23 protein-coding genes and 1 pseudogene are annotated in these 21396 nt (G+C 69.7%); 19 read left to right on the top strand and 5 right to left on the bottom strand.

Annotated features, from left to right (window positions below):
- Positions 1-96: 96 nt before the first annotated feature.
- From cysS to ACFJIT_RS05740, 3 genes are all read left to right on the top strand, one after another.
- Positions 97-1464, top strand: coding sequence for a cysteine--tRNA ligase (gene cysS, locus ACFJIT_RS05750; protein ID WP_337053584.1), 1368 nt, complete (start codon positions 97-99; stop codon positions 1462-1464).
- 194 nt (positions 1465-1658) lie between these two features.
- Positions 1659-2099 (top strand): SufE family protein, encoded by a 441-nt coding sequence (locus ACFJIT_RS05745; protein ID WP_337053585.1) that lies wholly within the window; start codon positions 1659-1661, stop codon positions 2097-2099.
- On the top strand, positions 2096-3352 hold the full coding sequence (locus ACFJIT_RS05740; protein ID WP_337053586.1) for an MFS transporter: 1257 nt from the start codon (positions 2096-2098) through the stop codon (positions 3350-3352). Before ACFJIT_RS05745 ends, ACFJIT_RS05740 begins: the two co-directional genes overlap by 4 nt.
- An 83-nt stretch (positions 3353-3435) precedes the next feature.
- Here ACFJIT_RS05740 and ACFJIT_RS05735 read toward each other — a convergent pair whose 3' ends face one another.
- From ACFJIT_RS05735 to ACFJIT_RS05725, 3 genes are read right to left on the bottom strand one after another with little or no spacing between them, the layout of a single operon-like run.
- Entirely contained in the window at positions 3436-4122 is a 687-nt protein-coding gene (locus tag ACFJIT_RS05735; protein WP_337053587.1) for a DUF2058 family protein, read from the bottom strand.
- A gap of 20 nt (positions 4123-4142) precedes the next feature.
- Positions 4143-4379, bottom strand: coding sequence for a SlyX family protein (locus ACFJIT_RS05730; protein ID WP_130517917.1), 237 nt, complete (start codon positions 4377-4379; stop codon positions 4143-4145).
- Positions 4379-5242: an FKBP-type peptidyl-prolyl cis-trans isomerase gene (locus tag ACFJIT_RS05725; RefSeq protein ID WP_379655308.1), complete on the bottom strand. Its 864-nt coding sequence runs from the start codon at positions 5240-5242 to the stop codon at positions 4379-4381. Before ACFJIT_RS05725 ends, ACFJIT_RS05730 begins: the two co-directional genes overlap by 1 nt.
- A gap of 272 nt (positions 5243-5514) precedes the next feature.
- On the opposite strand from ACFJIT_RS05725, the gene ACFJIT_RS05720 reads away from it, so the two are divergent.
- From ACFJIT_RS05720 to ACFJIT_RS05690, 7 genes and pseudogenes are all read left to right on the top strand, one after another.
- Entirely contained in the window at positions 5515-5778 is a 264-nt protein-coding gene (locus tag ACFJIT_RS05720; protein WP_337053588.1) for a hypothetical protein, read from the top strand.
- Positions 5779-5781: 3 nt separating this feature from the next.
- Positions 5782-6141, top strand: a complete 360-nt coding sequence (locus ACFJIT_RS05715; RefSeq protein ID WP_130532124.1) for a GntR family transcriptional regulator — start codon at positions 5782-5784, stop codon at positions 6139-6141.
- Positions 6138-7009 (top strand): annotated as a pseudogene (locus tag ACFJIT_RS05710) (ABC transporter ATP-binding protein). The gene ACFJIT_RS05715 and the pseudogene ACFJIT_RS05710 overlap by 4 nt, the downstream one beginning before the upstream one ends.
- A complete protein-coding gene (locus tag ACFJIT_RS05705) occupies positions 7006-8001 on the top strand; it encodes an ABC transporter permease (protein ID WP_379655307.1) in 996 nt (331 codons plus the stop codon). Before ACFJIT_RS05710 ends, ACFJIT_RS05705 begins: the two are co-directional and overlap by 4 nt.
- A 32-nt stretch (positions 8002-8033) precedes the next feature.
- A complete protein-coding gene (locus ACFJIT_RS05700) occupies positions 8034-8879 on the top strand; it encodes a hypothetical protein (protein WP_379655306.1) in 846 nt (281 codons plus the stop codon).
- A 35-nt stretch (positions 8880-8914) separates the two neighbouring features.
- Entirely contained in the window at positions 8915-9529 is a 615-nt protein-coding gene (locus tag ACFJIT_RS05695; protein WP_379655305.1) for a hypothetical protein, read from the top strand.
- Positions 9530-9588: 59 nt separating this feature from the next.
- Positions 9589-10020, top strand: coding sequence for a hypothetical protein (locus ACFJIT_RS05690; RefSeq protein ID WP_379655304.1), 432 nt, complete (start codon positions 9589-9591; stop codon positions 10018-10020).
- 33 nt (positions 10021-10053) lie between these two features.
- Here ACFJIT_RS05690 and ACFJIT_RS05685 read toward each other — a convergent pair whose 3' ends face one another.
- Entirely contained in the window at positions 10054-10911 is an 858-nt protein-coding gene (locus tag ACFJIT_RS05685; RefSeq protein ID WP_379655303.1) for a LysR family transcriptional regulator, read from the bottom strand.
- A gap of 99 nt (positions 10912-11010) precedes the next feature.
- On the opposite strand from ACFJIT_RS05685, the gene ACFJIT_RS05680 reads away from it, so the two are divergent.
- On the top strand, positions 11011-11682 hold the full coding sequence (locus tag ACFJIT_RS05680) for a glutathione S-transferase N-terminal domain-containing protein (RefSeq protein ID WP_379655729.1): 672 nt from the start codon (positions 11011-11013) through the stop codon (positions 11680-11682).
- 39 nt (positions 11683-11721) lie between these two features.
- Here ACFJIT_RS05680 and ACFJIT_RS05675 read toward each other — a convergent pair whose 3' ends face one another.
- The gene (locus ACFJIT_RS05675) at positions 11722-13155 is read right to left on the bottom strand and encodes an aspartate ammonia-lyase (RefSeq protein WP_130522774.1); all 1434 of its coding nucleotides are present in this window, start codon (positions 13153-13155) and stop codon (positions 11722-11724) included.
- A gap of 197 nt (positions 13156-13352) precedes the next feature.
- Here ACFJIT_RS05675 and purB point away from each other — a divergent pair, with 197 nt between their 5' ends.
- From purB to ACFJIT_RS05635, 8 genes are all read left to right on the top strand, one after another.
- Positions 13353-14720 carry an adenylosuccinate lyase gene (gene purB / locus ACFJIT_RS05670; RefSeq protein WP_130532128.1) on the top strand — a complete coding sequence of 456 codons (1368 nt, stop codon included), beginning with the start codon at positions 13353-13355 and terminating at the stop codon, positions 14718-14720.
- A 53-nt stretch (positions 14721-14773) separates the two neighbouring features.
- Entirely contained in the window at positions 14774-15172 is a 399-nt protein-coding gene (locus ACFJIT_RS05665) for a VOC family protein (protein ID WP_379655302.1), read from the top strand.
- An 80-nt stretch (positions 15173-15252) separates the two neighbouring features.
- Positions 15253-15726 (top strand): DUF3060 domain-containing protein, encoded by a 474-nt coding sequence (locus ACFJIT_RS05660; protein WP_379655301.1) that lies wholly within the window; start codon positions 15253-15255, stop codon positions 15724-15726.
- A 65-nt stretch (positions 15727-15791) separates the two neighbouring features.
- Positions 15792-16142, top strand: coding sequence for a DUF2834 domain-containing protein (locus ACFJIT_RS05655; RefSeq protein ID WP_379655300.1), 351 nt, complete (start codon positions 15792-15794; stop codon positions 16140-16142).
- Positions 16143-16159: 17 nt separating this feature from the next.
- Positions 16160-17401 (top strand): JmjC domain-containing protein, encoded by a 1242-nt coding sequence (locus ACFJIT_RS05650; RefSeq protein WP_379655299.1) that lies wholly within the window; start codon positions 16160-16162, stop codon positions 17399-17401.
- Positions 17376-17825, top strand: a complete 450-nt coding sequence (locus ACFJIT_RS05645; protein WP_165394515.1) for a GNAT family N-acetyltransferase — start codon at positions 17376-17378, stop codon at positions 17823-17825. Before ACFJIT_RS05650 ends, ACFJIT_RS05645 begins: the two co-directional genes overlap by 26 nt.
- Before the next feature lie 7 nt (positions 17826-17832).
- Positions 17833-18303: a hypothetical protein gene (locus ACFJIT_RS05640; RefSeq protein WP_130517887.1), complete on the top strand. Its 471-nt coding sequence runs from the start codon at positions 17833-17835 to the stop codon at positions 18301-18303.
- 227 nt (positions 18304-18530) lie between these two features.
- Positions 18531-21359, top strand: a complete 2829-nt coding sequence (locus tag ACFJIT_RS05635) for a 2-oxoglutarate dehydrogenase E1 component (protein ID WP_379655298.1) — start codon at positions 18531-18533, stop codon at positions 21357-21359.
- The last annotated feature ends 37 nt before the right edge of the window (positions 21360-21396 follow it).

Here is a 21396-nt window from a genome sequence, read left to right as displayed (position 1 = left end):
CACAGTGTAGGCAGCGGTCCCACACCCACGCTGAATCCGGGCTGTCGCCCGCGGTCCGGGGTAGAATCGCTGACCTGCTTCCGCGCCCCCGCCTCCATGCCCCTGCAGTTGTTCAACACCCTCACGCGCAGCGTGCAGCCGTTCGCGCCGCTGGATCCGGCCAGCCCGACCATGTACGTGTGCGGCCCCACCGTCTACAACTACGTGCACATCGGCAACGCGCGCGGCCCGGTGGTGTTCGGCGTGCTGGCGCAGCTGCTGCGCCGCCGCTATGGCGGCCTGCGCTACGCGCGCAACATCACCGACGTGGACGACAAGATCAACGCCGCCGCGGCCGAACAGGGCGTGCCGATCAGTGCCATCACCGACAAGTTCGCCGCGGCCTACCGGGCCGACATGGCGGCCCTGGGCGTGGTGCCGCCGGACATCGAGCCGGAGGCCACCGCGCACATCCCGCAGATCATCGCCATGATCGAGCAGCTCATCGCCGGCGGCCACGCCTACGCCGCCGACGGGCACGTGCTGTTCTCGGTCGGCTCGTTCGCCCGCTACGGCCAGCTCTCGCGCCGCGACCCGGACGAACTGCTGGCCGGCGCGCGCGTGGACGTGGCGCCGTACAAGCGCGACGCCGGCGACTTCGTGCTGTGGAAGCCCTCCAGCGACGCGCTGCCCGGCTGGGACTCGCCCTGGGGCCGCGGCCGGCCGGGCTGGCACATCGAGTGCTCGGCCATGGCCGCCGCCCACCTGGGCACCACCATCGACATCCACGCCGGCGGCGTGGACCTGCAGTTCCCGCACCACGAGAACGAGGTTGCGCAGAGCGAGTGCGCGCACGGCGGGGCGGCCTTCGCGCGCTTCTGGCTGCACAACGGCATGCTCAACTTCGGCGGCGCCAAGATGAGCAAGTCGCTGGGGAACATCGAGCGCGTGCACGACCTGCTGCAACAGCACCCGCCCGAGGCGCTGCGCTACGCCCTGCTCTCGGCGCACTACCGCCAGCCGCTGGACTGGTCGGATGCGCTGATCGAGCAGTCGGTGCGCACGCTGGATCGCCTGTACGGCACGCTGCGCGACCTGGGCGAGGTCGAGGCGAGCGCCCGGATTCCCGACAGCATCGAGGCGGCGCTGGACGACGACCTCAACACGCCGCTGGCGCTGGCCGAGCTGGCGCGCATCGCCGCCGAAGCCCGCAAGGCCGAGCGCGGCGAAGACAAGGCGGCGCTGAAGGCCCAGCTGCTCGGCGCCGGCCTGGCGCTGGGCCTGCTGCAGCAGGCGCCGGCCGACTGGTTCAGCCGTGGGACCAGCGGCGATGACGATGCCCGCATCCAGGCGCTGATCGACGCGCGCGCGGCGGCAAAGCAGGCCCGCGATTTCGCCCGCGCCGATGCGATCCGCGACCAGCTCGCCAGCGAGAACATCGTGCTGGAAGACACCCCGCAGGGCGTGCGCTGGAAGCGCGGCTGATTTGGCGGTCGCCTTCTCCCGTCGGCGCCGAGCGTCCTGCGGTGAAAGGTGCACCGCAAGGCGCGAATATCGAGGCTGCGGGCCTGCGACCGCGGTCGGAGCGAAGTCCGCGCGGTGCCGAACCTCCCTGCTCCGCCCGGCCCTCACCCCACCCCTCGAGGGAGAGGGGCTGATCCCTGCACTATGGAAGACCGATGACCGACACCGTATTCCCCCTCGAACCCACCGCCGTGCAAGCGCAGGCGGCGATCAAGGAAGAGTTCGCGTTCTTCTCCGACTGGGCCGAGCGCTACCAGTATCTGATCGACCTGGGCCGCAAGCTGCCGCCCTTCCCCGATGCATGGAAGACCGATGAACACCGCCTGCTCGGCTGCCAGTCGATGGTGTGGATCGTGCCGCAGGGCAACGCGCAGCGGCTGGACTTCCAGGCGGCCAGCGACTCGGCCATCGTCTCGGGCCTGATCTACCTGGCACTGCGCGTGTACTCCGGCCGCCCGGCCGCCGAGATCCTGGCCACCGAGCCCGGCTACATCGCCGACATCGGCCTGGCCAAGCATCTCTCGCCGACCCGCAGCAACGGCCTGGCCGCGCTGCTGGCCTTCATCCAGGACACCGCCAAGGCGCAGGCCGCGTGAGCGTGCCACCGCCGGTCCCGGAAGCGGACGTCAGCGTCCGCGAAGTGCTGGCCCAGCCGGGCTTCATCCGCACCCTGGCCTACCGCATCGGCGCCATCCTCTCCTACCAGGTCGTCTCGGTCGCGGTCGGCTGGCACATCTACCAGATCACCGGCAATCCGCTGGCGCTGGGCCTGATCGGCCTGGCCGAGGTGCTGCCGTTCGTGTGCACCGCGCCGTTCGCCGGCTATCTGGTGGACCACCTGCCACGGCGCAAGCTGGGCATGGCCGCGTCCTTCGGCCTGCTGCTCACCCCGCTGATCCTGCTGTGCGTCACCCGCGGCTGGCTGCCCGCCCAGGGCGTGTGGCCGATGTACGCGGCGGTGTGCCTGACCGGCATGGTCCGCTGCTTCCTGACCCCGGTGTACAACGCGCTGTTCGCGCGGGTGCTGCAGCGCCGCCAGTACGCGCGCGGCACCAGCATCGCCAACGTGTTCTTCCAGACCGGGCTGGTGCTCGGCCCGGCGCTGGGCGGCGGCCTGGTGGCCTGGGGCGGCACCACGCTGGCCTATTCCGTCGCCGCGGTGCTGGCGGCGGTCGCCATCGGCGTGCTGGTGCCGCTGAAGGTCGAAGAGCCGGTCGCCACCGGGCCGCGCGCGCCGGTGTTCAGCAGCATCGCCGAGGGGATGCGCTTCGTGTTCTCCAACCAGATCATGCTCGGCGCGATGGCGCTGGACATGTTCTCGGTGCTGCTGGGCGGCGCGGTCTCGATGCTGCCGGCCTTCATCCACGACATCCTGCACTACGGTCCGGAAGGCTTAGGCGTCCTGCGCGCCTGCCCGTCGCTGGGCGCGGTCGCCGCGGGCCTGTGGGTCGCGCGCCACCCCATCGACAGGAACGCCGGCCGCATCCTGATGATCGCGGTGGCCGCCTTCGGCCTGTGCACGATCGCCTTCGGGTTGTCGCGGCACTTCTGGCTCTCGGCCGCGATCCTGGTCGTCTATGGCCTGTGCGACGGCGTGTCGATGGTGCTGCGCGGGACGATCATGCAGCTGGCCACGCCCGATGAGATGCGCGGCCGCGTGTCGTCGATCAACAGCATCTTCATCAGCTCGTCCAACGAGCTGGGCGCGTTCTACGACGGGGTGATGGCGCGTCTGCTCGGCCTGGTGCCGGCGGTGGTGCTGGGCGGCTGCGTGACGCTGTGCGTGGTCGGCATCACCGCGTTCAAGGCCCCCAAGCTGCGCGGCCTGGCGATCAAGGATCTACAGTAGAGCGGAGCTTGCTCCGCTGCTTTCCGTACAGATCTTTAGGAAAGCCTCAGCGGAGCGAGCTCCGCTCTACCGGGAGGCGGGTGCTACCAGATCAGGTCGTCCGGGACCTGGTACTTCGGGTCGGCGTAGGGATCGTCCTCGGCCGGGGCGTTGGGATCGACCTTGAGCGCGACCGCCTGGGGGAAGACCTCCTCGATCTGCGCCAGCAGCGCGGCCTCGACCAGCAGATAGCGCCCGGCCTGCTGCACCACGCCCAGCTCGCCGGCGTTGAGCGCCTTGAGCTGGTCGGCGGTGACGTGGATGCGCTTGATCTTGCCGCCGTAGGGGAAGTGGCGCACGACCTCGGCGGCCGGGTCGTTGAGCGTCCTGCCGACCAGCATGGCATCGACCTTGGCCCGCGCCTCGCGGCGCAGGCGGGCCTCTTCCTGCTTGAGGCGCTCGGCCTCGATGCGCTCGTCCTTTTCCTTCTGCGCGCGGATCGCATAGGCCTTGGCCAGGTCGATGTCCTCGCGCGAGCGCGGCTTGCCCGAGCGCTGCGGCTGACCGCCCGGGCGCCCGCCCTGCGGCTGCGGGCCGCGGTGGCGCGGCTGCCCGCCCGGCTTGCCGCCGGCGTGCGGGCGCCCCTCGCCCTTGCCGCCGCCCGGACGCGCGCCCTGCGGCTTGTGTCCTTGCGACGGCTTGCCGCCGGGCTTGCGCTCGGCCGGGCGCTCGGGCTTGGGCGAAGGCTTGAAGCCCAGGCCCAGCAGCTGGTCTCGCAACGAATCGGTCATCTGTGGATCAGTTCGGTGGATCAGTAATGCGGGGGCGGCGGTTCGTCGCCCGGGTCGGAATACAGCTCGGAACGGACCTTCTTCAGGTCCGCCAGCAGGTGGCGGACCAGTTCGGCATTGCGGCTGCCCTCGGCCCTGGCGTCGGCCAGGGCCTCGCTCAGCTCGGCCAGCGCGTGCTCCTGGAAGGCCAGGCGCATCTCCAGTTCGACGAAGCGCCGCTCCAGGCTGTCCGGCAGGGGGTCGGACGGCGTGGACATTACTTGGCGATGCCGAGCAGTTCCACGTCGAAGGTCAGCGTCGCGTTCGGGCCGATGCCGCCACCCGGCGCGCCGGCATCGCCGTAGCCCAGGCTGGCCGGGATCCAGAAGCGGTACTTGGAGCCCACCGGCATCAGCTGCAGGCCTTCGGTCCAGCCCGGCACCACATTGGCCAGCGGGAAGGTCGCCGGCTCGCCGCGCTGGTAGGAGCTGTCGAACACGGTGCCGTCCAGCAGCTTGCCCTCGTAGTTCACGCGCACGGTGCTGGCGGCGGTCGGACGCTCGCCGCTGCCCTGGCGCAGCACCATGTACTGCAGGCCGGAGGGGGTGGTGACCACGCCCTTGACGTCCTTGTTCTTGCTCAGGAACGCCGCGCCCTCGTCGCGGTTGCGCTGGGACAGGCCGGCCTGGCGCTCGCTGGCGTAGGCCTGCACGGTCTGCTTGGCCTGGTCCTCGGTGAGCAGGGTGTTGCCCTTGGCCAGCACGGTGCGCACGGCCTGCATGACCACCGGCAGTTCGACCTCGTCCTTCAGCGAGGCCAGCTTGGGGCCGACCATGTAGCTGCCGATCAGCTGACCGACGTGCTGCTTGTTCACGGCCGGCGGCTGGGCGCCCGGCGGCTGGCCCGGCGGGGTCTGGCCGGCCTTGGCGGCCATGTTGGCGCGCAGCGCGGTATCGGTGGCCTGGGCCTCGGCTTCGCTCAGGGTGGGCTTCTCGCCCTTCATGGCGCCCTGCAGGGCCTGCTGCAGCGAGGCCGGGTCGATGTAGTCGGCGATCGGCGCGAACGAGCGGCCGATGTCCATGCCGATGGCATAGCTCACCTTGTCACGCTGGGTCTCCAGCGTGGTCTTGTCCTGCGCCATCGCAGTGCCTGCGATCAGGGCCGAAGCCAGGCCGAGGCCCGCCACCCAAGTGCCAATCGATTTCATCCAGTGCATCCCTCGTGCGACAAAAAGCGCCGGGGCTCCCGGCGCGACAGACGCACATTGTGGCATGCACGGCGGCGCTGCCGCTTTGCAGCACGTGGCACCACCCCTGCCATTGGTTGGGGAAAAAAACAGGGGACGGCGCTTGACGCCGCTCGCTTTGGTGTTATAGTCACCTACAACACCACTAACCCAAAGCAGAGAAAGCGATGGACAAGCGTCTCAGGACCTCCCCGACCGTGGCCTTCGCGCTCCTGCTGCTGGCCATGGGCACCGTCGGCCTGTTCGGCCATCTGCGTGCCGCTTCGGCCGTTTCGCTGACGACCGCCGCGGCCGCCCCCGCCCTGCCGCAGGTGCTGGACGACACCGCCGCGGCCACCGCCTCACCCGCCCAGGACGGCACCCGCGCACGACGGCACTCGCTGTCGATGCCCTACTTCTCCTTTGCCCGACTGCTGCGACCCGGGAGCTGAACCATGACACCCATCCAGTGGAGCGACGGCGCTCCCATCTACCGCCAACTCAAGGAAAAGGTCATCGCCATGATGCTCGATGGTGAACTCAAGCCCGGCGACGCCCTGCCCTCGGTGCGCCAGGTGGCCGCCGAATACCAGCTCAACCCCATCACCGTCTCTCGCGCATACCAGGAACTGGCCGACGAGGCCTTGGTCGAGAAGCGGCGCGGCCTGGGCATGTTCGTCACCGAGGAGGCCGCCAAGAAACTGCTGGCCACCGAGCGCGAGCGCTTTCTCAAGGACGAATGGCCGGCCGTGGCCGAACGCATCGCCCGCCTGGGCCTGACCTTCGAAGAATTGCCCAAGGGAGGCAATCCATGAATGCCGTGACCACCCCGGTCGTGCAGGCCAGCGACCTGCGCAAGACCTACCGCAACAAGGCAGCGCTGGACGGCGCCAGCTTCCTGATCGAATCCGGCCGCATCGTCGGCCTGATCGGCCCCAACGGCGCCGGCAAGACCACCGCGCTCAAGGCGATCCTGGGCCTGACCCCGTTCGAGGGCGAGCTGAAGGTGCTGGGCATGGACCCGCGCCACAGCCGCGACGCATTGATGCGCGAGGTCTGCTTCATCGCCGACGTGGCCGTGCTGCCGCGCTGGATGAAGGTGTCCGAGGCCATCGACTTCGTCGGCGGCGTGCATCCGCGCTTCGACCGGGCCAAGTGCCTGCGCTTCCTCGAGGGCACCCAGCTCAAGCCCAACCTGCGGGTGCGCGAGATGTCCAAGGGCATGATCGTGCAGCTGCACCTGGCCCTGGTGATGGCCATCGACGCCCGGCTGCTGGTGCTGGACGAACCGACCCTGGCCTGGACATCCTCTATCGCAAGCAGTTCTACCAGCGCCTGCTGGAGGACTACTTCGACGAGGACAAGACGATCATCGTCACCACCCACCAGGTGGAGGAGATCGAACACATCCTCACCGACGTGATGTTCATCCGCGACGGGCGCATCGCCCTGACCGCGACCATGGACGAGGTCGGCTCGCGCTACACCGAGCTGCTGGTGTCCGAGGCCAGCGTCGAGCAGGCCCGCAGCCTGCGTCCGATCGACCAGCGCGCCCTGCCGTTCGGCAAGACGGTGATGCTGTTCGACGGCGTGCCGCGCGCCCAGCTCGACGCGCTGGGCGAAACCCGCAACCCCGGCCTGGCCGATCTGTTCGTGGCCATCATGAAAGGAACCTACGCATGAACGCCCCTGCCCGCACATTGACCAAGCCCGGCGTGTTCGCCTGGCTGCTGCGCCGCGAATACTGGGAAAACCGCGGCGGCTTCCTCTGGGCCCAGGTGATCACCGGCGGCATCGTGCTGTTCTTCGCCGCGCTGGGCGCGGTGATCGGCGCGATCCAGATGCGCAGCCACATGGGCGGCGACACCGTCGGCAGCGACTTCAGCAAGCTGGCCACCGGCTACGGCATCGCCGGCGACATCGCGCTGCTGTCCGGCTTCGCCATCGCCAGCGTGGTGGTCGCCTTCGTGGTGTTCTTCTACTGCCTGGGCAGCCTGTACAACGACCGCCACGACCGCAGCGTGCTGTTCTGGAAGTCGCTGCCGGTGTCGGACACGATGACGGTCGCCTCCAAGCTGACCTGGGCGCTGCTGCTGACGCAGGTGGTGTCGGTGGTGGTCGGCCTGCTGGTCGGGCTGGGGCTGTGGGTGATCATCGCCGTGGCCTCCTCGGCGGCCGGTCTGCCCGGCGCCGGCGCGATCTTCACCGCCTCGCATCCGTTCCGCATCATCGGCTCTGTGCTGGCCACCCTGCCCATCTACATGCTGTGGTCGCTGCCGGCGATCGGCTGGCTGATGCTGTGCTCGGCCTGGGCGCGGCGCGTGCCCTTCCTGTGGGCGGTACTGGTGCCGCTGCTGTTGTGCCTGGTGGTCAGCATCATGGCGGCGATGCCGGGCGTGCGCCTGCCGCTGGGTCCGGTCTGGTACACGGTGATGTACCGCGGCCTGCTGAGCGTGATCCCGGGCATGTGGCAGCCGGCGCGCATGGCCCATAACGAGACGGCCGAGAGCGCGCTCAACGCCGCCGGCGATCCGACCGACAGCCTGCGCATGGGCCTGCACAACCTGACCGACCCGTCCATCTACGCCAGTGCGGACCTGTGGATCGGCGCCGCGGTCGGCATCGCGCTGATCGCCCTGGCCGTGGTCATCCGCCGCCGCCGCGACGACGCCTGATTTCCCCTTCATCTTCTCGCAAGGATTCGACGATGCAAACGCTCACCCGCTGCCTGCTGTTCACCGCCCTGGCCGTGTCCGGCGCCACCCCGCTGCTGGCCCATGCCGCCGACGAGGCGCATTGCAAGTTCTCCGAGCCGCGCAAGCTCGATCTGGACCTGGCCGGGGCCAAGTCGGTGTTGTTCAAGGTCGGCTCCAACGACCTCAAGCTCAAGGCCTCGGCCGGCGCATCCGGCGCGCTCTCCGGACGCGCGTGCGCGTCCAGCCAGGATCGCCTCAAGGACCTGACCCTGACCCAGCAGCGCCAGGGCGACAAGCTGGTGGTCAGCCTGGCCGAGGACCGGCCGCTGCGCTTCTCCATGGGCGAGAGCTATACCTACCTGGACATCAGCGGCACCGTGCCCGCCGATGTGCTGGTACAGCTGGACGTCGGTTCGGGCGATGCGACGCTGGACGGCGCCAGGGCGGCCAGCGCCGATGTGGGTTCGGGCGATGTGGAGCTGCGCGACATCGCCGGGCCGGTGACCGCCAAGGTCAACTCCGGCGATCTGAAGCTGCATGGCGCCGGCAGCCTCAGGCTGCTCTCGATCGGCTCGGGCGATGTCGAGGGCGATCGCATCGGCGGCGCGGTCGAGGTCGGCGATGTCGGTTCGGGCGACCTGACCCTGCGCCAGACCGGCGCGGTGACGGTGAAGTCGATCGGCTCGGGCGACGTCGGCCTGCGCGGCGTGTCCGGGAACGTCGAGGTCGGCTCGATCGGCTCGGGCGACCTGCGCGTGGATGACGTGCGCGGCAACTTCACCGTCCACAGCGTCGGCAGCGGCGATGTCGACACCGGGCACGTCAGCGGCACGGTCAGCGTCCCCAAGGACCGCTGAACTCCACATCCATTTCCTGCAAGGAACCATCCGCCATGAAGATGTCCCCGTTGCGCGTGATGCTGAGCACCGGCGTGCTGATCCTGGCCGCCTGCCAGCCGGCCACTAACGGCCTGGCCGAGGCCCAGAAGGGCCTGGAGAAGGCCTCGGCCGAGATGGAAGACAGCAAGGGCGAGCTGGCCAAGGCCCAGGAGAAGCTGGCCACCGAGAACTTCTCGCTGAAGGACGATGGCAGCCACCTGCCCAAGGCCGAACTGACCCCGGACGGCGAACTGCTGATCGACGGCAAGCCGGTGCCGATGAACGCCGAGCAGAAGGCGCTGGGCCGGGCCTATCGCACGCAGATCCAGAGCGTGGCCCGCGACGGCATCGCCATCGGCCTGGAAGGCGCCAAGCTCGGCATCGACGCCGCCGCCAGCGCGCTCAAGGGCGTGCTGTCCGGAAAGTCCGACGATGAGATCAGCAAGCAGACCGAGGCCACCGTCAAGGAGAAGATCAAGCCACGCGTCCAACAGCTGTGCGCGCGCATGCCGGCCCTGCTGCAGGCGCAGCAGGCCTGGGCCGCGGCCCAGCCGGAGTTCCGGCCGTACGCGACCATGGACGAAAGCGACGTCAAGGACTGCATGAACAAGCAGGACTGGGACTTCTGACGACAACGCGGCCGCGATGGGCAAGGGCGTCACGGGGCACGGTGCTTACAATGCGCCTCATGTCCAGATTCCTTCGCCCGTCCCTGCTCGCGGCCGCGGCCGCGCTCGTCCTGACCGCCTGCGGCAACGGCGGCCAGCCTTCGGCCCGCGCCGAGCGCATGAAGCCGGCCACCTCGGTGACCACGATGGAGGTCATCCTGCGCCAGTCGCCGGGCGCGCCGGTGGGCATCGGTCCGGGCGGGACGCTGAAGATCGACGACGTGGTGCTGCCGCAATCGTCGGAAAAGACCGCCGAGCTGCAGGACTACTTCGGCCAGCTGCAGATGCGTCGTCAGCAGGTGCTCGACCAGCTGCAGGCCAGCGGCGGCAAGCCGGTCACCATTGCGCCCGACGCGCAGCTGCGTACCCTGCAGCAGCAGCTGCTGACGGATTTCCCCGAGCTGCGCGCCTACTCGGCCAGCATGGAGACCATCCGGCTCGAGGCCCGCTGAGTCGGCGGTCTCTCGCACGATGAGGCGCTTGCCTCAGCCGGCGGGCAGGCCGTCGCAGAGCCGGGCCAGATGCTCCAGCGTGGCGCGCACCGCGGGCGATCGCCTCAGATCCGGATGGACGGACATCCACAGTGGCCGGGCCGGAAGTGGCGGCTGATCGGGCAAGCGCACCAGTTCGGCGTGGGCCTGCCCCAGCAGGCACGGCAAAAGCGCAACGCCCGCGCCGGCCATGGCCGCCTGCAGCTGGGTGATCACATCGTTGGAGCGCAGCGTGATCGGGCGAGGACCGGCGAAGGCGCGCAGCCACGCCTGCTGCGGCAGGTGATTCAGCGAGGACTCGAAGCCGATGAAGGTCCAGTCCCGCGCGTCGCGCTGCTGGAGCTGGCCGGTGGCATAGAACGCGAAGGCGAGCGTGCCCACGCGCTTGACCACCCGCCCGGCGGCCTGCGGCCGAACCAACCCGATGGCGATGTCGGCTTCGCCACGCTCCAGCGAGGCGACCTGCGAGCTCGCCGACAGGGACAGGCGGATCTGCGGATGCCGGGCCTGGAACTCCGCCAGGCTTGGCGCGATCAGATAGGCGGCCAGTCCGGGCAGCGCACTGATCGCGACGGTCCCCGAGGCCTCGCTGGCATGACCGCGCAGATGGCGGATGACGGCTTGCGACTGGTCTTCCACCCCACGCGCCGCCTGCGCCAGGGCCAGCCCGGCCTCGGTCAGCCGCGTGGCGCGCGGCGATCGGACGATGAGGGTGAGCCCGGTGGCCGCCTCCAGGCGCGCGACGCGGCGGCCCACGGTGGCGTGATCGACGCCGAACTCGGTCGCCGCCGCGGTCAGCGACCCCAGCCGTGCCACCGCAAGGAAGTAGCGAAGATCCTGCCAGTCGATCATGGGCGCAATTCTGCACGCTTGCCGCGCAGGATCGCGCGTTCCGCGCAAGGCGACGGGCCGCTAGCTTGGGCCCCACGCACATCCCTTGCAGGACCCTTGATGATCCTCTTCCACGCTGCAGGCGCCAGCTCGCAGGCGCCCCATATCCTCTTGCGCGAAGCCGCCCTGCCCTTTTCGCTGGAACACGTCGACCTGCTGCACCACAGCTGGTCCGGCGGCGACTACCGCGCCGTCAATCCGAAGGCCTACGTGCCGGCCCTGCGGCTGGACGATGGCGGCCTGCTGACCGAATGCGCCGTGATCCTGCAATGGATCGCCGATCACGCGCCGACCTCCCGGCTGATCCCCGCCGCCGGCACGCCGGCACGCTATCGCAGCTTGGAATGGCTCAACTTCATCGCCACCGAGTTGCACAAGAACTTCATCACGCCGGAGCGGCACGGCGGCGTGGCCGCCAACTTCCTGTCCAGGACCGAGGCCGGACAGGCGCAGACCCGCCTGCACGTCGCGCCGCGCCTGGCGTATGTCGAGCAGTGCCTGCGCGGACGCGCGTTCCTCGACGGCGAAGATTTCACCGCACCGGATGCCTATCTGTTCACCATGCTCACCTGGGCCGGCCGGATCGGCCTGGGACTGACGGAATGGCCGAACCTGCAGGCATTCTTCGATCGCACCAGGCAACGCGCGTCCGTGCGCGAAACGCTCGAGGTCGAGGGTCCGCCGCATGCCTTGCTCGAATCGCGAACCCGGCACGCGCAGGACCTTCCTTGATCGACCCCACCTGCGATATCCCGCCGATGCGGGCTTCGCTCAGCCGCCGCCACCGCCCGGCTTGCCGTGGATGCCGCCCTTTGCCAGCGCCGCCGGATCGAGCAGCGGCTTGAGCTGCGCCTCGCTCATCCCGGTGACCTCGATGGCCACTTCCATCACCGGCCGGTTCTGCTTGTAGGCCTGCTTGGCGATGGCCGCGCCCTTCTCGTAGCCGATCACCGGATTGAGCGCGGTGACCAGGATCGGATTGCGCTCCAGCGCGGCGCGCACGTTGTCCTCGCGCACCGTCAGCCCGGCGATGGCCGAGTCGGCCAGCAGGCGCGAGACGTTGCTCAGCAGCTGCACCGATTCGAGCAGGTTGGCGGCGATCAGCGGCAGGGCCACGTTGAGCTGGAAGTTGCCGGTCTGCCCGGCCACGGTGATCGCGGTGTGGTGGCCGATGACCTGCGCGCAGACCATCACTGTGGCCTCGGGGATCACCGGATTGACCTTGCCCGGCATGATCGAGCTGCCCGGCTGCAGGGCGGGCAGCTCGATCTCGCCCAGGCCGGCCAACGGGCCGGAGTTCATCCAGCGCAGGTCGTTGGCGATCTTGATCAGCGCCACGGCCAGCGCATTGAACTGGCCGGAGAGTTCGACCGCGTCGTCCTGCGCGGCCAGGCCCTCGAACTTGTTGGCGGCGCTCTCGAACTTGACCCCGGTCTGCTCGCTCAGCGTCTTGGCCACCTGCTTGCCGAAGCGCGGATCGGCGTTGATGCCGGTGCCGATGGCGGTGCCGCCCAGCGGCAGCCGGCGCAGGCGCTTGAGCGCGTCGGCGATGCGGTCCTCGGCCGAGGCCAGCTGCGCGGCCCAGGCGCCGAACTCCTGGGCGAAGGTCAGCGGCATGGCGTCCATCAGATGGGTGCGGCCGGTCTTGACGATGCCCCCGGCCGCGTTGCCGCGCGCGGTGATGGTCTTGCGCAGGTGCTTGAGCGCCGGCAGCAGGTCCTCGACCACGGCCAGCTGCGCGCTGACGCGGATCGCGGTGGGCACCACGTCGTTGGAGCTCTGCCCCAGGTTGACGTGGTCGTTGGGATGCACGGCCTGCGCCGCCTTCTTCGCCCCCTCGCCCTTGCCGCCGGCGCGCGAGGCCAGGTTGGCGATGACCTCGTTGGCGTTCATGTTGGACGAGGTGCCCGAACCGGTCTGGTAGATGTCGATCGGGAAGTGCGCATCGTAGGCGCCGTCGGCCACCTCCAGCGCGGCCTTGCGCACCGCCTTGGCGGTGGCCTTGGGCAGCAGGCCCAGCTCGGCGTTGACCTGCGCGGCGGCGGCCTTGATCAGCCCCAGGGCGCGGATGAAGCCGCGCGGCATCGGCCGGCCGGAGATGGGGAAGTTCTGCACGGCGCGCTGGGTCTGCGCACCCCACAGGGCCTCGGCGGGCACCTGCAGCTCGCCCATGCTGTCGTGTTCTAGACGGACCTTGTTCGACATCAGCGTGTTTCCTTCTGTTTCGAGGGCTACGGCTGGCACGCGTGTGTTCCGCAGCGGCTGGCTGGACGCGGCGAAGGATACGCCCCGGGGCGTGACCCGGACGGGACGGGTAAACTGTGCGGCCCACCCGCCACGCCTGGCCTGCGCGCACCGCGCGCCGGCGTCCGCCCCGCTTCTTCCTTCGCCAGCCTCCCGCAATGACCAACGCCTCCCTGCTCGCCCTGTCCCCGCTCGACGGCCGCTACGCCACCAAGGTCGACGCGCTGCGCCCGATCTTCTCCGAGTACGGCCTGATCCGCGCCCGCATCAAGGTCGAGGTGGAATGGCTGCTGGCCCTGGCCGCCGAGCCAGGCATCGTCGAACTGGCGCCCTTCTCCGCCCAGGCCATCGCCCGGCTGCGCGCGCTGGCCGAGGACTTCAGCGTCGAGCAGGCCGCGCGGGTCAAGGAGATCGAGCGCACCACCAACCACGACGTCAAGGCCGTGGAGTACTTCATCAAGGAGCAGCTGGCCGGCGACGCCGAGCTGGGTCCGGCGCTGGAATTCGTGCACTTCGCCTGCACCAGCGAGGACATCAACAACCTGTCCTACGGCCTGATGCTGCACCAGGCCCGCCAGCAGGTGCTGCTGCCGGCGCTGGAGGGCATCGCCGCCACGCTGCGCGCGCTGGCCCACGCCCAGGCCGACCAGCCGATGCTCTCGCGCACCCACGGCCAGACCGCCTCGCCGACCACGCTGGGCAAGGAGATCGCCAACGTCGTGGCGCGCCTGGAGCGGCAGATCCGCCAGCTCGGCGCGGTCGAGCTGACTGCCAAGATCAACGGCGCGGTGGGCAACTACAACGCCCACGCCATCAGCTACCCGGAGGTGGACTGGCCGGCCTTCGCCAAGGGCTTCGTCGAGCGCCTGGGGCTGGTGTTCAACCCCTACACCACCCAGATCGAGCCGCACGACAACGTGGCCGAGCTGGGCGATGCCGCGCGCCGCGCCAACACCATCCTGATCGACTTCTCGCGCGATGTGTGGGGCTACATCTCGCTGGGCTACTTCAGGCAGAAGCTCAAGGAAGGCGAGATCGGCTCCTCGACCATGCCGCACAAGGTCAACCCGATCGACTTCGAGAACGCCGAAGGCAACTTCGGCGTGGCCAACGCGCTGTTCGAGCACTTCAGCGCCAAGCTGCCGATCAGCCGCTGGCAGCGCGACCTGACCGACTCGACCGTGCTGCGCGCGCTGGGCACGGCCTTCGGCCACACCCAGGTGGCGCTGGACTCGCTGGCCAAGGGCCTGGGCAAACTGACCGTGGCGCCCGAGCGCCTGGAGGCCGACCTGGACGCGGCCTGGGAAGTGCTGGCCGAGGCCGTGCAGACCGTCATGCGCCGTCATGGCCTGCCCAACCCGTACGAGCAGCTCAAGGCCCTGACCCGTGGCCAGGGCATCACCGCCGAATCGATGCGCGCCTTCGTCGAGACCCTGGACCTGCCGGCGCAGGATAAGGAACAGCTGCGCGCGCTGACCCCGGGCCGCTACACCGGCCTGGCCGCGACCCTGGCCCGCCAGATCTGACCGCTGCCGCGGTGGCCGACGCCGAGCCATCGCCGCGATCGGGCGCCAGTGCCATGCGGCTGCTGATCAACATCGACGTGCCGGACCTGGACCGCGCGCAGGCGCTGTACGGCGACGCCTTTGGCCTAAGACCCGGACGGCGCCTGGGCGAAGGCGTGCTGGAACTGCTCGGCGCGGCCGTGCCGATCTACCTGCTGCAGGCCTCGGCCGGCACGCCCGCGGCGGCCGACCGGCCGCGCGACTACGCGCGCCACTGGACGCCGCTGCACCTGGACGTGGTGGTCGACGATCTGGCCCATGCCCTGGCCCGCGCCGAAGCGGCCGGCCTGGTGCGCGAAGGCCAGGTGCGGCAGGCCGACTGGGGCTGCATCGCCACTTTGCACGACCCGTTCGGCCATGGCTGGTGCCTGATCCAGTTCAGCGCGCAGGGCTACGCGGCGATCGCACGCTGAGCTTGCTAGGCTCCGCCCTCCCGCAAAGGAGGAGGCGTTGGATCATGCGCGCGATCCGGACCATGGTGACGATTGGACTGATGCCGGGAATTCTGGCACTGGCGGCCTGCGGCGGCGCCTCGCCCAGCACCTCCCCCACCGCTTCGCCCGCCGCGGCAGCGCAGACCCTGGTCGATCCTGCCAGCGGCGCGCAGTGCGGCGGCAAGGACCTGCGGCTGACCCGCGACCGCGCCAGCGTGGTCATCGACGGGGCCTGCGGCGCGGTGGTGATCACCGGCTCGCACGTCGAGCTCAACCTGAGCCAGGCCCAGTCCCTGCGCGTGGAAGGCCACGACATCACCGTGCTCAACGAAAAGCTCGGTCAGGCGACGGTGACCGGCCAGCGCAACACCCTCAACCTGACCCAGGTCGACCTGGTCCAGCTGGAGGGCGACGACAACGTCGTGCTGGCCACGCGGATCGGCAGGATCCGCTTCCTGGGCAATGGCAATACCCTCAATCCGTCCGGCAAGCCCGCGGTGGAAGACCGCGGTCGCGACAACAAGGTGCTGTAAGCGCCGGGCAATCGCGGGACAATGCGCGTCTTCCGCCGCCCGTCGGCACGCCCAGGCCCGCCGCCATGCCCTCGCCTGCTTCCCCGTTCGCCCGCACGCTGTATCTGACGCTGTTCGTGATCGGCAGCGCGGTGCCGCTGCTATGGTTCTGGCCCTGGCTGAATGTCCACGGCCTGGACCTGCCGGCGCTGGTGCGCGAGCTGTTCTCCACGCGCGTGGGCGGCTTCTTCGGGCTGGACGTGCTGTGCTCTGCCGTGGTCCTGTTGGTCTGGATGCAGTTGGAGCACCGGCGCCTGCCGGTCCGGCGCGCCTGGCTCGCGGCGCTGGCCACCTGCTGCATCGGCGTGTCCTCCGGGCTGCCGCTCTACCTCTATCTGCGCCAGCGCACGCTGGACGCCGCCGTTCCGACTTCCTGACTCGATCCGACCCCATCATGTCCAAACGCACCACCTCGCCTGCGCGCGCCCCGCGCGTCCTGCCCATCGAAGTCGACGCCGGCGGCCGCTCGCTGCTGGGCATGTCGCCGCAGGCCTTCCTGCGCGACTACTGGCAGAAGCGCCCGCTGCTGGTGCGCAACGCCTTCCCGGGCTTCGTCTCGCCGATCGAGCCGGGCGATCTGGCCGGGCTGGCCTGCGAGGAGGCCGCGCTGTCGCGCCTGATCCAGCACGACCGCGCCCGCGATGGCTGGAGCGTGCGCAGCGGGCCGTTCGAGGAGGCCGAGTTCCCGGCCATGCCCGACCACGACTGGACGCTGCTGGTGCAGGACGTTGACAAGTGGGATCCGGATATCGCCGCGCTGCTGGAGGCCTTCGACTTCCTGCCGCGTTGGCGCATCGACGACATCATGGTCAGCTTCGCCGCGCCCGGCGGCTCGGTCGGCGCGCACGTGGACCAGTACGACGTGTTCCTGCTGCAGGCCCACGGCCATCGCCGCTGGCAGATCGATGCCTCGCCCAATCCGCCGCTGGCCTTCCGCGACGATGTCGACCTCAAGCTGTTGCGCCGCTTCAGCGCCAGCCACGACTGGGTGCTGGCGCCGGGCGACATGCTCTACCTGCCGCCGGGCGTGCCGCACAACGGCGTGGCCGAGGATGCGTGCCTGACCTTCTCGGTCGGCATGCGCGCGCCCTCGGCCGCCGAGCTGATCGGCGACTACCTGGACACGCTGGTGGCCGACGCCGACGAGGGCATCCGCTACCAGGACCGCGATCTGACCGTCCCGGCCGATCCGTTCGAGATCGATGCGGCGGCGATGGGCCGGGTGGTCGAGGCGCTCAACGCGCTGCGCATGAACGATCCGGACCGGCTGGGCGAATGGTTCGGCCGCTTCATCACCACCTACCGCAGCGCCGGCACCGCGGCCGTGCCCGAGCACGCCCCGGACCGGGCCGAGGTCGAGGCGGCCCTGGCCCAGGGCGCGGTGCTGCAGCGCCATCCGATGACGCGCATCGCCTGGCGCCGGGCGCGCAAGGGCGCGGTGCTGTTCGCCAGCGGCCAGGCCCTGCCGATGCCGCTGCGCGATGCCCGCCTGCTGGCCGCCGCCGAGGTGCTGGACCAGGCGGCATATCAGACCTTGGGCGAAGCCGGCCGTGCGGCGACATCGGTTCTGGTAAGTTCCGGCCATTACCTGCTGCCAGGAAGCGATGAGGATGACCACGACTTCGACACCGACTGACTTCACGCTGCGACCGGCCTCGTTCATCGCCGACCGCGAGGCGCTGCGCTGGGTGCGCGAGGAGGTGTTCGTCGCCGAACAGCACATCCCGCCGGATACCGAGTGGGACTCGCTGGACCCGGCCGGCGACCACCTGCTGGCGATCAGCTCGACCGGCGCGCCGATCGGCACCGCGCGCCTGACCCCGGACGGCCGTTTCAGCCGCCTGGCGGTGCTCAAGCCCTGGCGCGGCCGCGGCGTCGGCGAGGCCCTGCTCAAGGCCATGATCGACAAGGCTCGCGCCAACGGCTGGAAGGACCTGACCCTGTACGCGCAGGTCGCCAACGAGGGCTTCTACACCCGGCACGGCTTCGTCTCCATCGGCGAGCCCTTCGACGATGTCGGCATCCCGCACCAGTTCATGCGCCTGAAGCTGCGCGACTGAGCGCGCCATGCTGGTCGAGCGCCAGTCCGAGGCGGTCGAGGCCCTGGTCGCCCTGGCCGCCGCCACCCGCAGCCTGCTGTGCTGCTACACCCGCGAGCTGGACCCGGGGCTGCTCGACGCCCCGCCGGTCCTGGAGGCCCTGCGCACGCTGGCGGTGCGCCAGCGCGGCGTGGAGATCCGCATCCTGATGCAGGACCTGGAAACGCCGCAGCACGCCGGATCGGCCCTGATCCCGCTGGCCCAGCGCCTGCCCACCAGCTTCCAGCTGCGCTTGGTGACCGAGCCGGTGGACCGGGTCTATGCCGCCGCCTTCGCGGTCAACGACACCGGTGGCCATTACTTCCGCCCGCTCGGCCACCGCATCGAGGGCGAATTCGAGCCCGACGCACCCGGCCGCAGCCGCCAGCTGCGCGAGGCCTTCGCCCGCTACTGGGAACGCGCCCGTCCCTGCACCGAGCTGCGCGCGCTTGGCCTGTGAAGCGCCTGTGCAGGGCCGCAATGCGGTGTCCGCGGCAATGTCCCGCATAGTGGGTCATTGTCACCACGCCGCGCCGCTGACGCCGGACACACGCCGGTGAGATTCAGGCCCACGCCTATACTTTGATGGTTGCGCCGCATTGGTGCGCGTCGGACCCGCCAGAGCGGGCGACGCGCCTGCCGCGCCCGCCTTTCCAACCCACAAAACGACGCCTCAAGGCCACCATCGTGGACAATCTTCTCAAGCAGTTCGTGCAGTCCTCCCAGCTCAACGGCGGCAGCGCCGCCTACGTCGAAGACCTCTATGAGCAGTACCCGGTCTCGCCGGACAGCGTGGATCCCAAGTGGCGCGCCTATTTCGACGGTTTCAAGGGCCGCGAGGCCGGCGATGTGCCGCATTCGGCCGCCATCTCGCACATCACCCAGGCCGCGAAGCAGGCCGCCAACGCCGCCAACGGCGCGGCGCCCTCCGATGAGCGCGAGCGCCACGTCGGCCGCCTGATCACCGCCTACCGCTCGCGCGGCCATCTGAACGCCCGGCTCGATCCGCTGAACCTGACCGAGCCGGTCAACCCGCCCGACCTGACCCTGGACTGGCACAACCTGTCCGAGCGCGATCTGGACAGCGAGTTCAGCACCGGTGGCGTGGGCGGCCAGCCGCGCATGGTCCTGCGCGACCTGGTGGCGCGCCTGAAGGCGACCTACACCGGCTCGATCGGCGCCGAATTCATGCACATCCCGGACTTCGAGCAGCGCCGCTGGCTGTACGAGCGCCTGGAGACCGCCGGCGGCCAGTACGGCCTGGACGCGGACACCCGCAAGCGCACGCTGGAGCGGCTGACCGCCGCCGAGGGCCTGGAGCGCTACCTGCACACCAAGTACGTGGGCCAGAAGCGCTTCTCGCTGGAAGGCGGCGACTCGCTGATCCCGATGCTGGACGTCGTGCTGCGCCGCAGCGGCGGCGACGGCATGCGCGACATCGCCGTGGGCATGGCCCACCGCGGCCGCCTCAACGTGCTGGTCAACACCCTGGGCAAGAACCCGCGCAAGCTGTTCGACGAGTTCGAAGGCAAGTTCGAGCACGCCCACGACGACCGTGCCCACACCGGTGACGTGAAGTACCACATGGGCTTCTCGGCCGACGTGGCCACCCCCGGCGGCCCGGTGCATCTGGCGCTGGCCTTCAACCCCTCGCACCTGGAGATCGTCGACCCGGTGGTCGCAGGCTCGGTGCGTTCGCGCCAGGAGCGCTACCACGACACCGAGCGCAGCCACGTGCTGCCCGTGCTGATCCACGGCGACGCCGCCTTCGCCGGCCAGGGCGTGGTGATGGAGCTGTTCCAGATGTCGCAGGCGCGCGGTTTCGCCATCGGCGGCACCGTGCACATCGTCATCAACAACCAGGTCGGCTTCACCACCAGCGCCCGCGACGACGCGCGCTCGACCCTGTACTGCACCGACGTGGCCAAGATGGTCGGCGCCCCGGTGCTGCATGTGAACGGCGACGACCCGGATGCGGTGGTGTTCGCGGCCAACCTGGCCTACGAGTTCCGCCAGGCGTTCAAGAAGGACGTGGTCATCGACCTGGTCTGCTACCGCCGCTGGGGCCATAACGAGGCCGACGAGCCGGCCGCGACCCAGCCGCTGATGTACCAGGTCATCCGCAAGCACAAGACCACCCGCGAGCTCTACGCCGAGCGTCTGGAGCAGGACGGCGTGATTGGCGCCGACGACGCCAAGGCCATGGTCGACGCCTACCGCGACAAGCTGGATTCCGGCGCCTACACCACCGAGCTGGCCAAGCCCGAGCGCGACCCGCTGGCCATCGACTGGTCCAAGTACCTGTCGGGCAAGCTGTCCGATCCGGTCGATACCACGGTCAAGCTGGACAAGCTCAAGCAGCTGGCCAAGGTCATCAACACCATCCCGGAAGGGGTGAGCCTGCACGCGCGCGTGGCCAAAATCTACGAGGACCGCGCCAAGATGACCGAGGGCGAGCTGCCGGGCGACTGGGGCTTCGCCGAGAACCTGGCCTACGCCACCCTGCTGTCCGAGGGCAACACCCTGCGCCTGGTCGGCCAGGACTCGGGCCGCGGCACCTTCTTCCATCGCCACGCGATCCTGCACGACCAGAAGACCGACAGCTACTACCTGCCGCTGCGCCAGCTGGTGGACGACCCGCAGGACGCCACGGTCATCGACTCGCTGCTCAGCGAGGAGGCGGTGATGGCGTTCGAGTACGGCTACTCGACCACCGATCCCAACGCGCTGTGCATCTGGGAAGGCCAGTTCGGCGACTTCGCCAACGGCGCGCAGGTGGTGATCGACCAGTTCATCGCCGCCGGCGAGGCCAAGTGGGGCCGCATCACCGGCCTGGCGCTGTTCCTGCCGCACGGCTACGAAGGCCAGGGCCCTGAGCACAGCTCGGCGCGCCTGGAGCGCTTCCTGCAGCTGTGCGCGCTGGAAAACATGCTGGTGTGCGTGCCGACCACCCCGGCGCAGTGCTTCCACATGATCCGCCGGCAGATGCGCATGACCACGCGCAAGCCGCTGATCGTGATGACGCCCAAGTCGCTGCTGCGCCACAAGCTGGCCGTGTCCACGCTCGAGGAGCTGGCCGACGGCGAGTTCCAGCACCTGATCCCCGACGCCAAGGCCGATGCGAAGAAGGTCAAGCGCGTGGTGGCCTGCTCGGGCAAGGTCTATTACGACCTGCTGGAGGATGCGACCAAGCGCGGTCAGGACGACGTGGCGATCCTGCGCGTGGAGCAGCTCTATCCGTTCCCGCGCGAGCTGCTGGCGGCCGAGCTGAAGAAGTACGCCAACGCCACCGACGTGGTGTGGTGCCAGGAAGAGCCGCAGAACCAGGGCGCCTGGTATCAGATCAAGCACCATCTGCAGGCCTGCCTGGCGCAGGGCCAGTCGCTGCACTACGCCGGCCGCGCCCGTTCGCCCTCCCCGGCCGCCGGCCACATGGCCGAGCACGTGGCCGAGCAGCAGCAGCTGGTCGCCGACGCGCTGGTCAACACCTTCGGCAACGACCTCGTCGCCGAATAAGCCTTTCACCCTTTCGATCAACACTCCAGAAATCCCT

It is taken from the genome of Pseudoxanthomonas sp. UC19_8 (assembly GCF_042700505.1).
Classification (GTDB): Bacteria; Pseudomonadota; Gammaproteobacteria; order Xanthomonadales; family Xanthomonadaceae; genus Pseudoxanthomonas_A; species Pseudoxanthomonas_A winnipegensis.
This window is presented reverse-complemented; position numbering and strand designations above follow the sequence as displayed.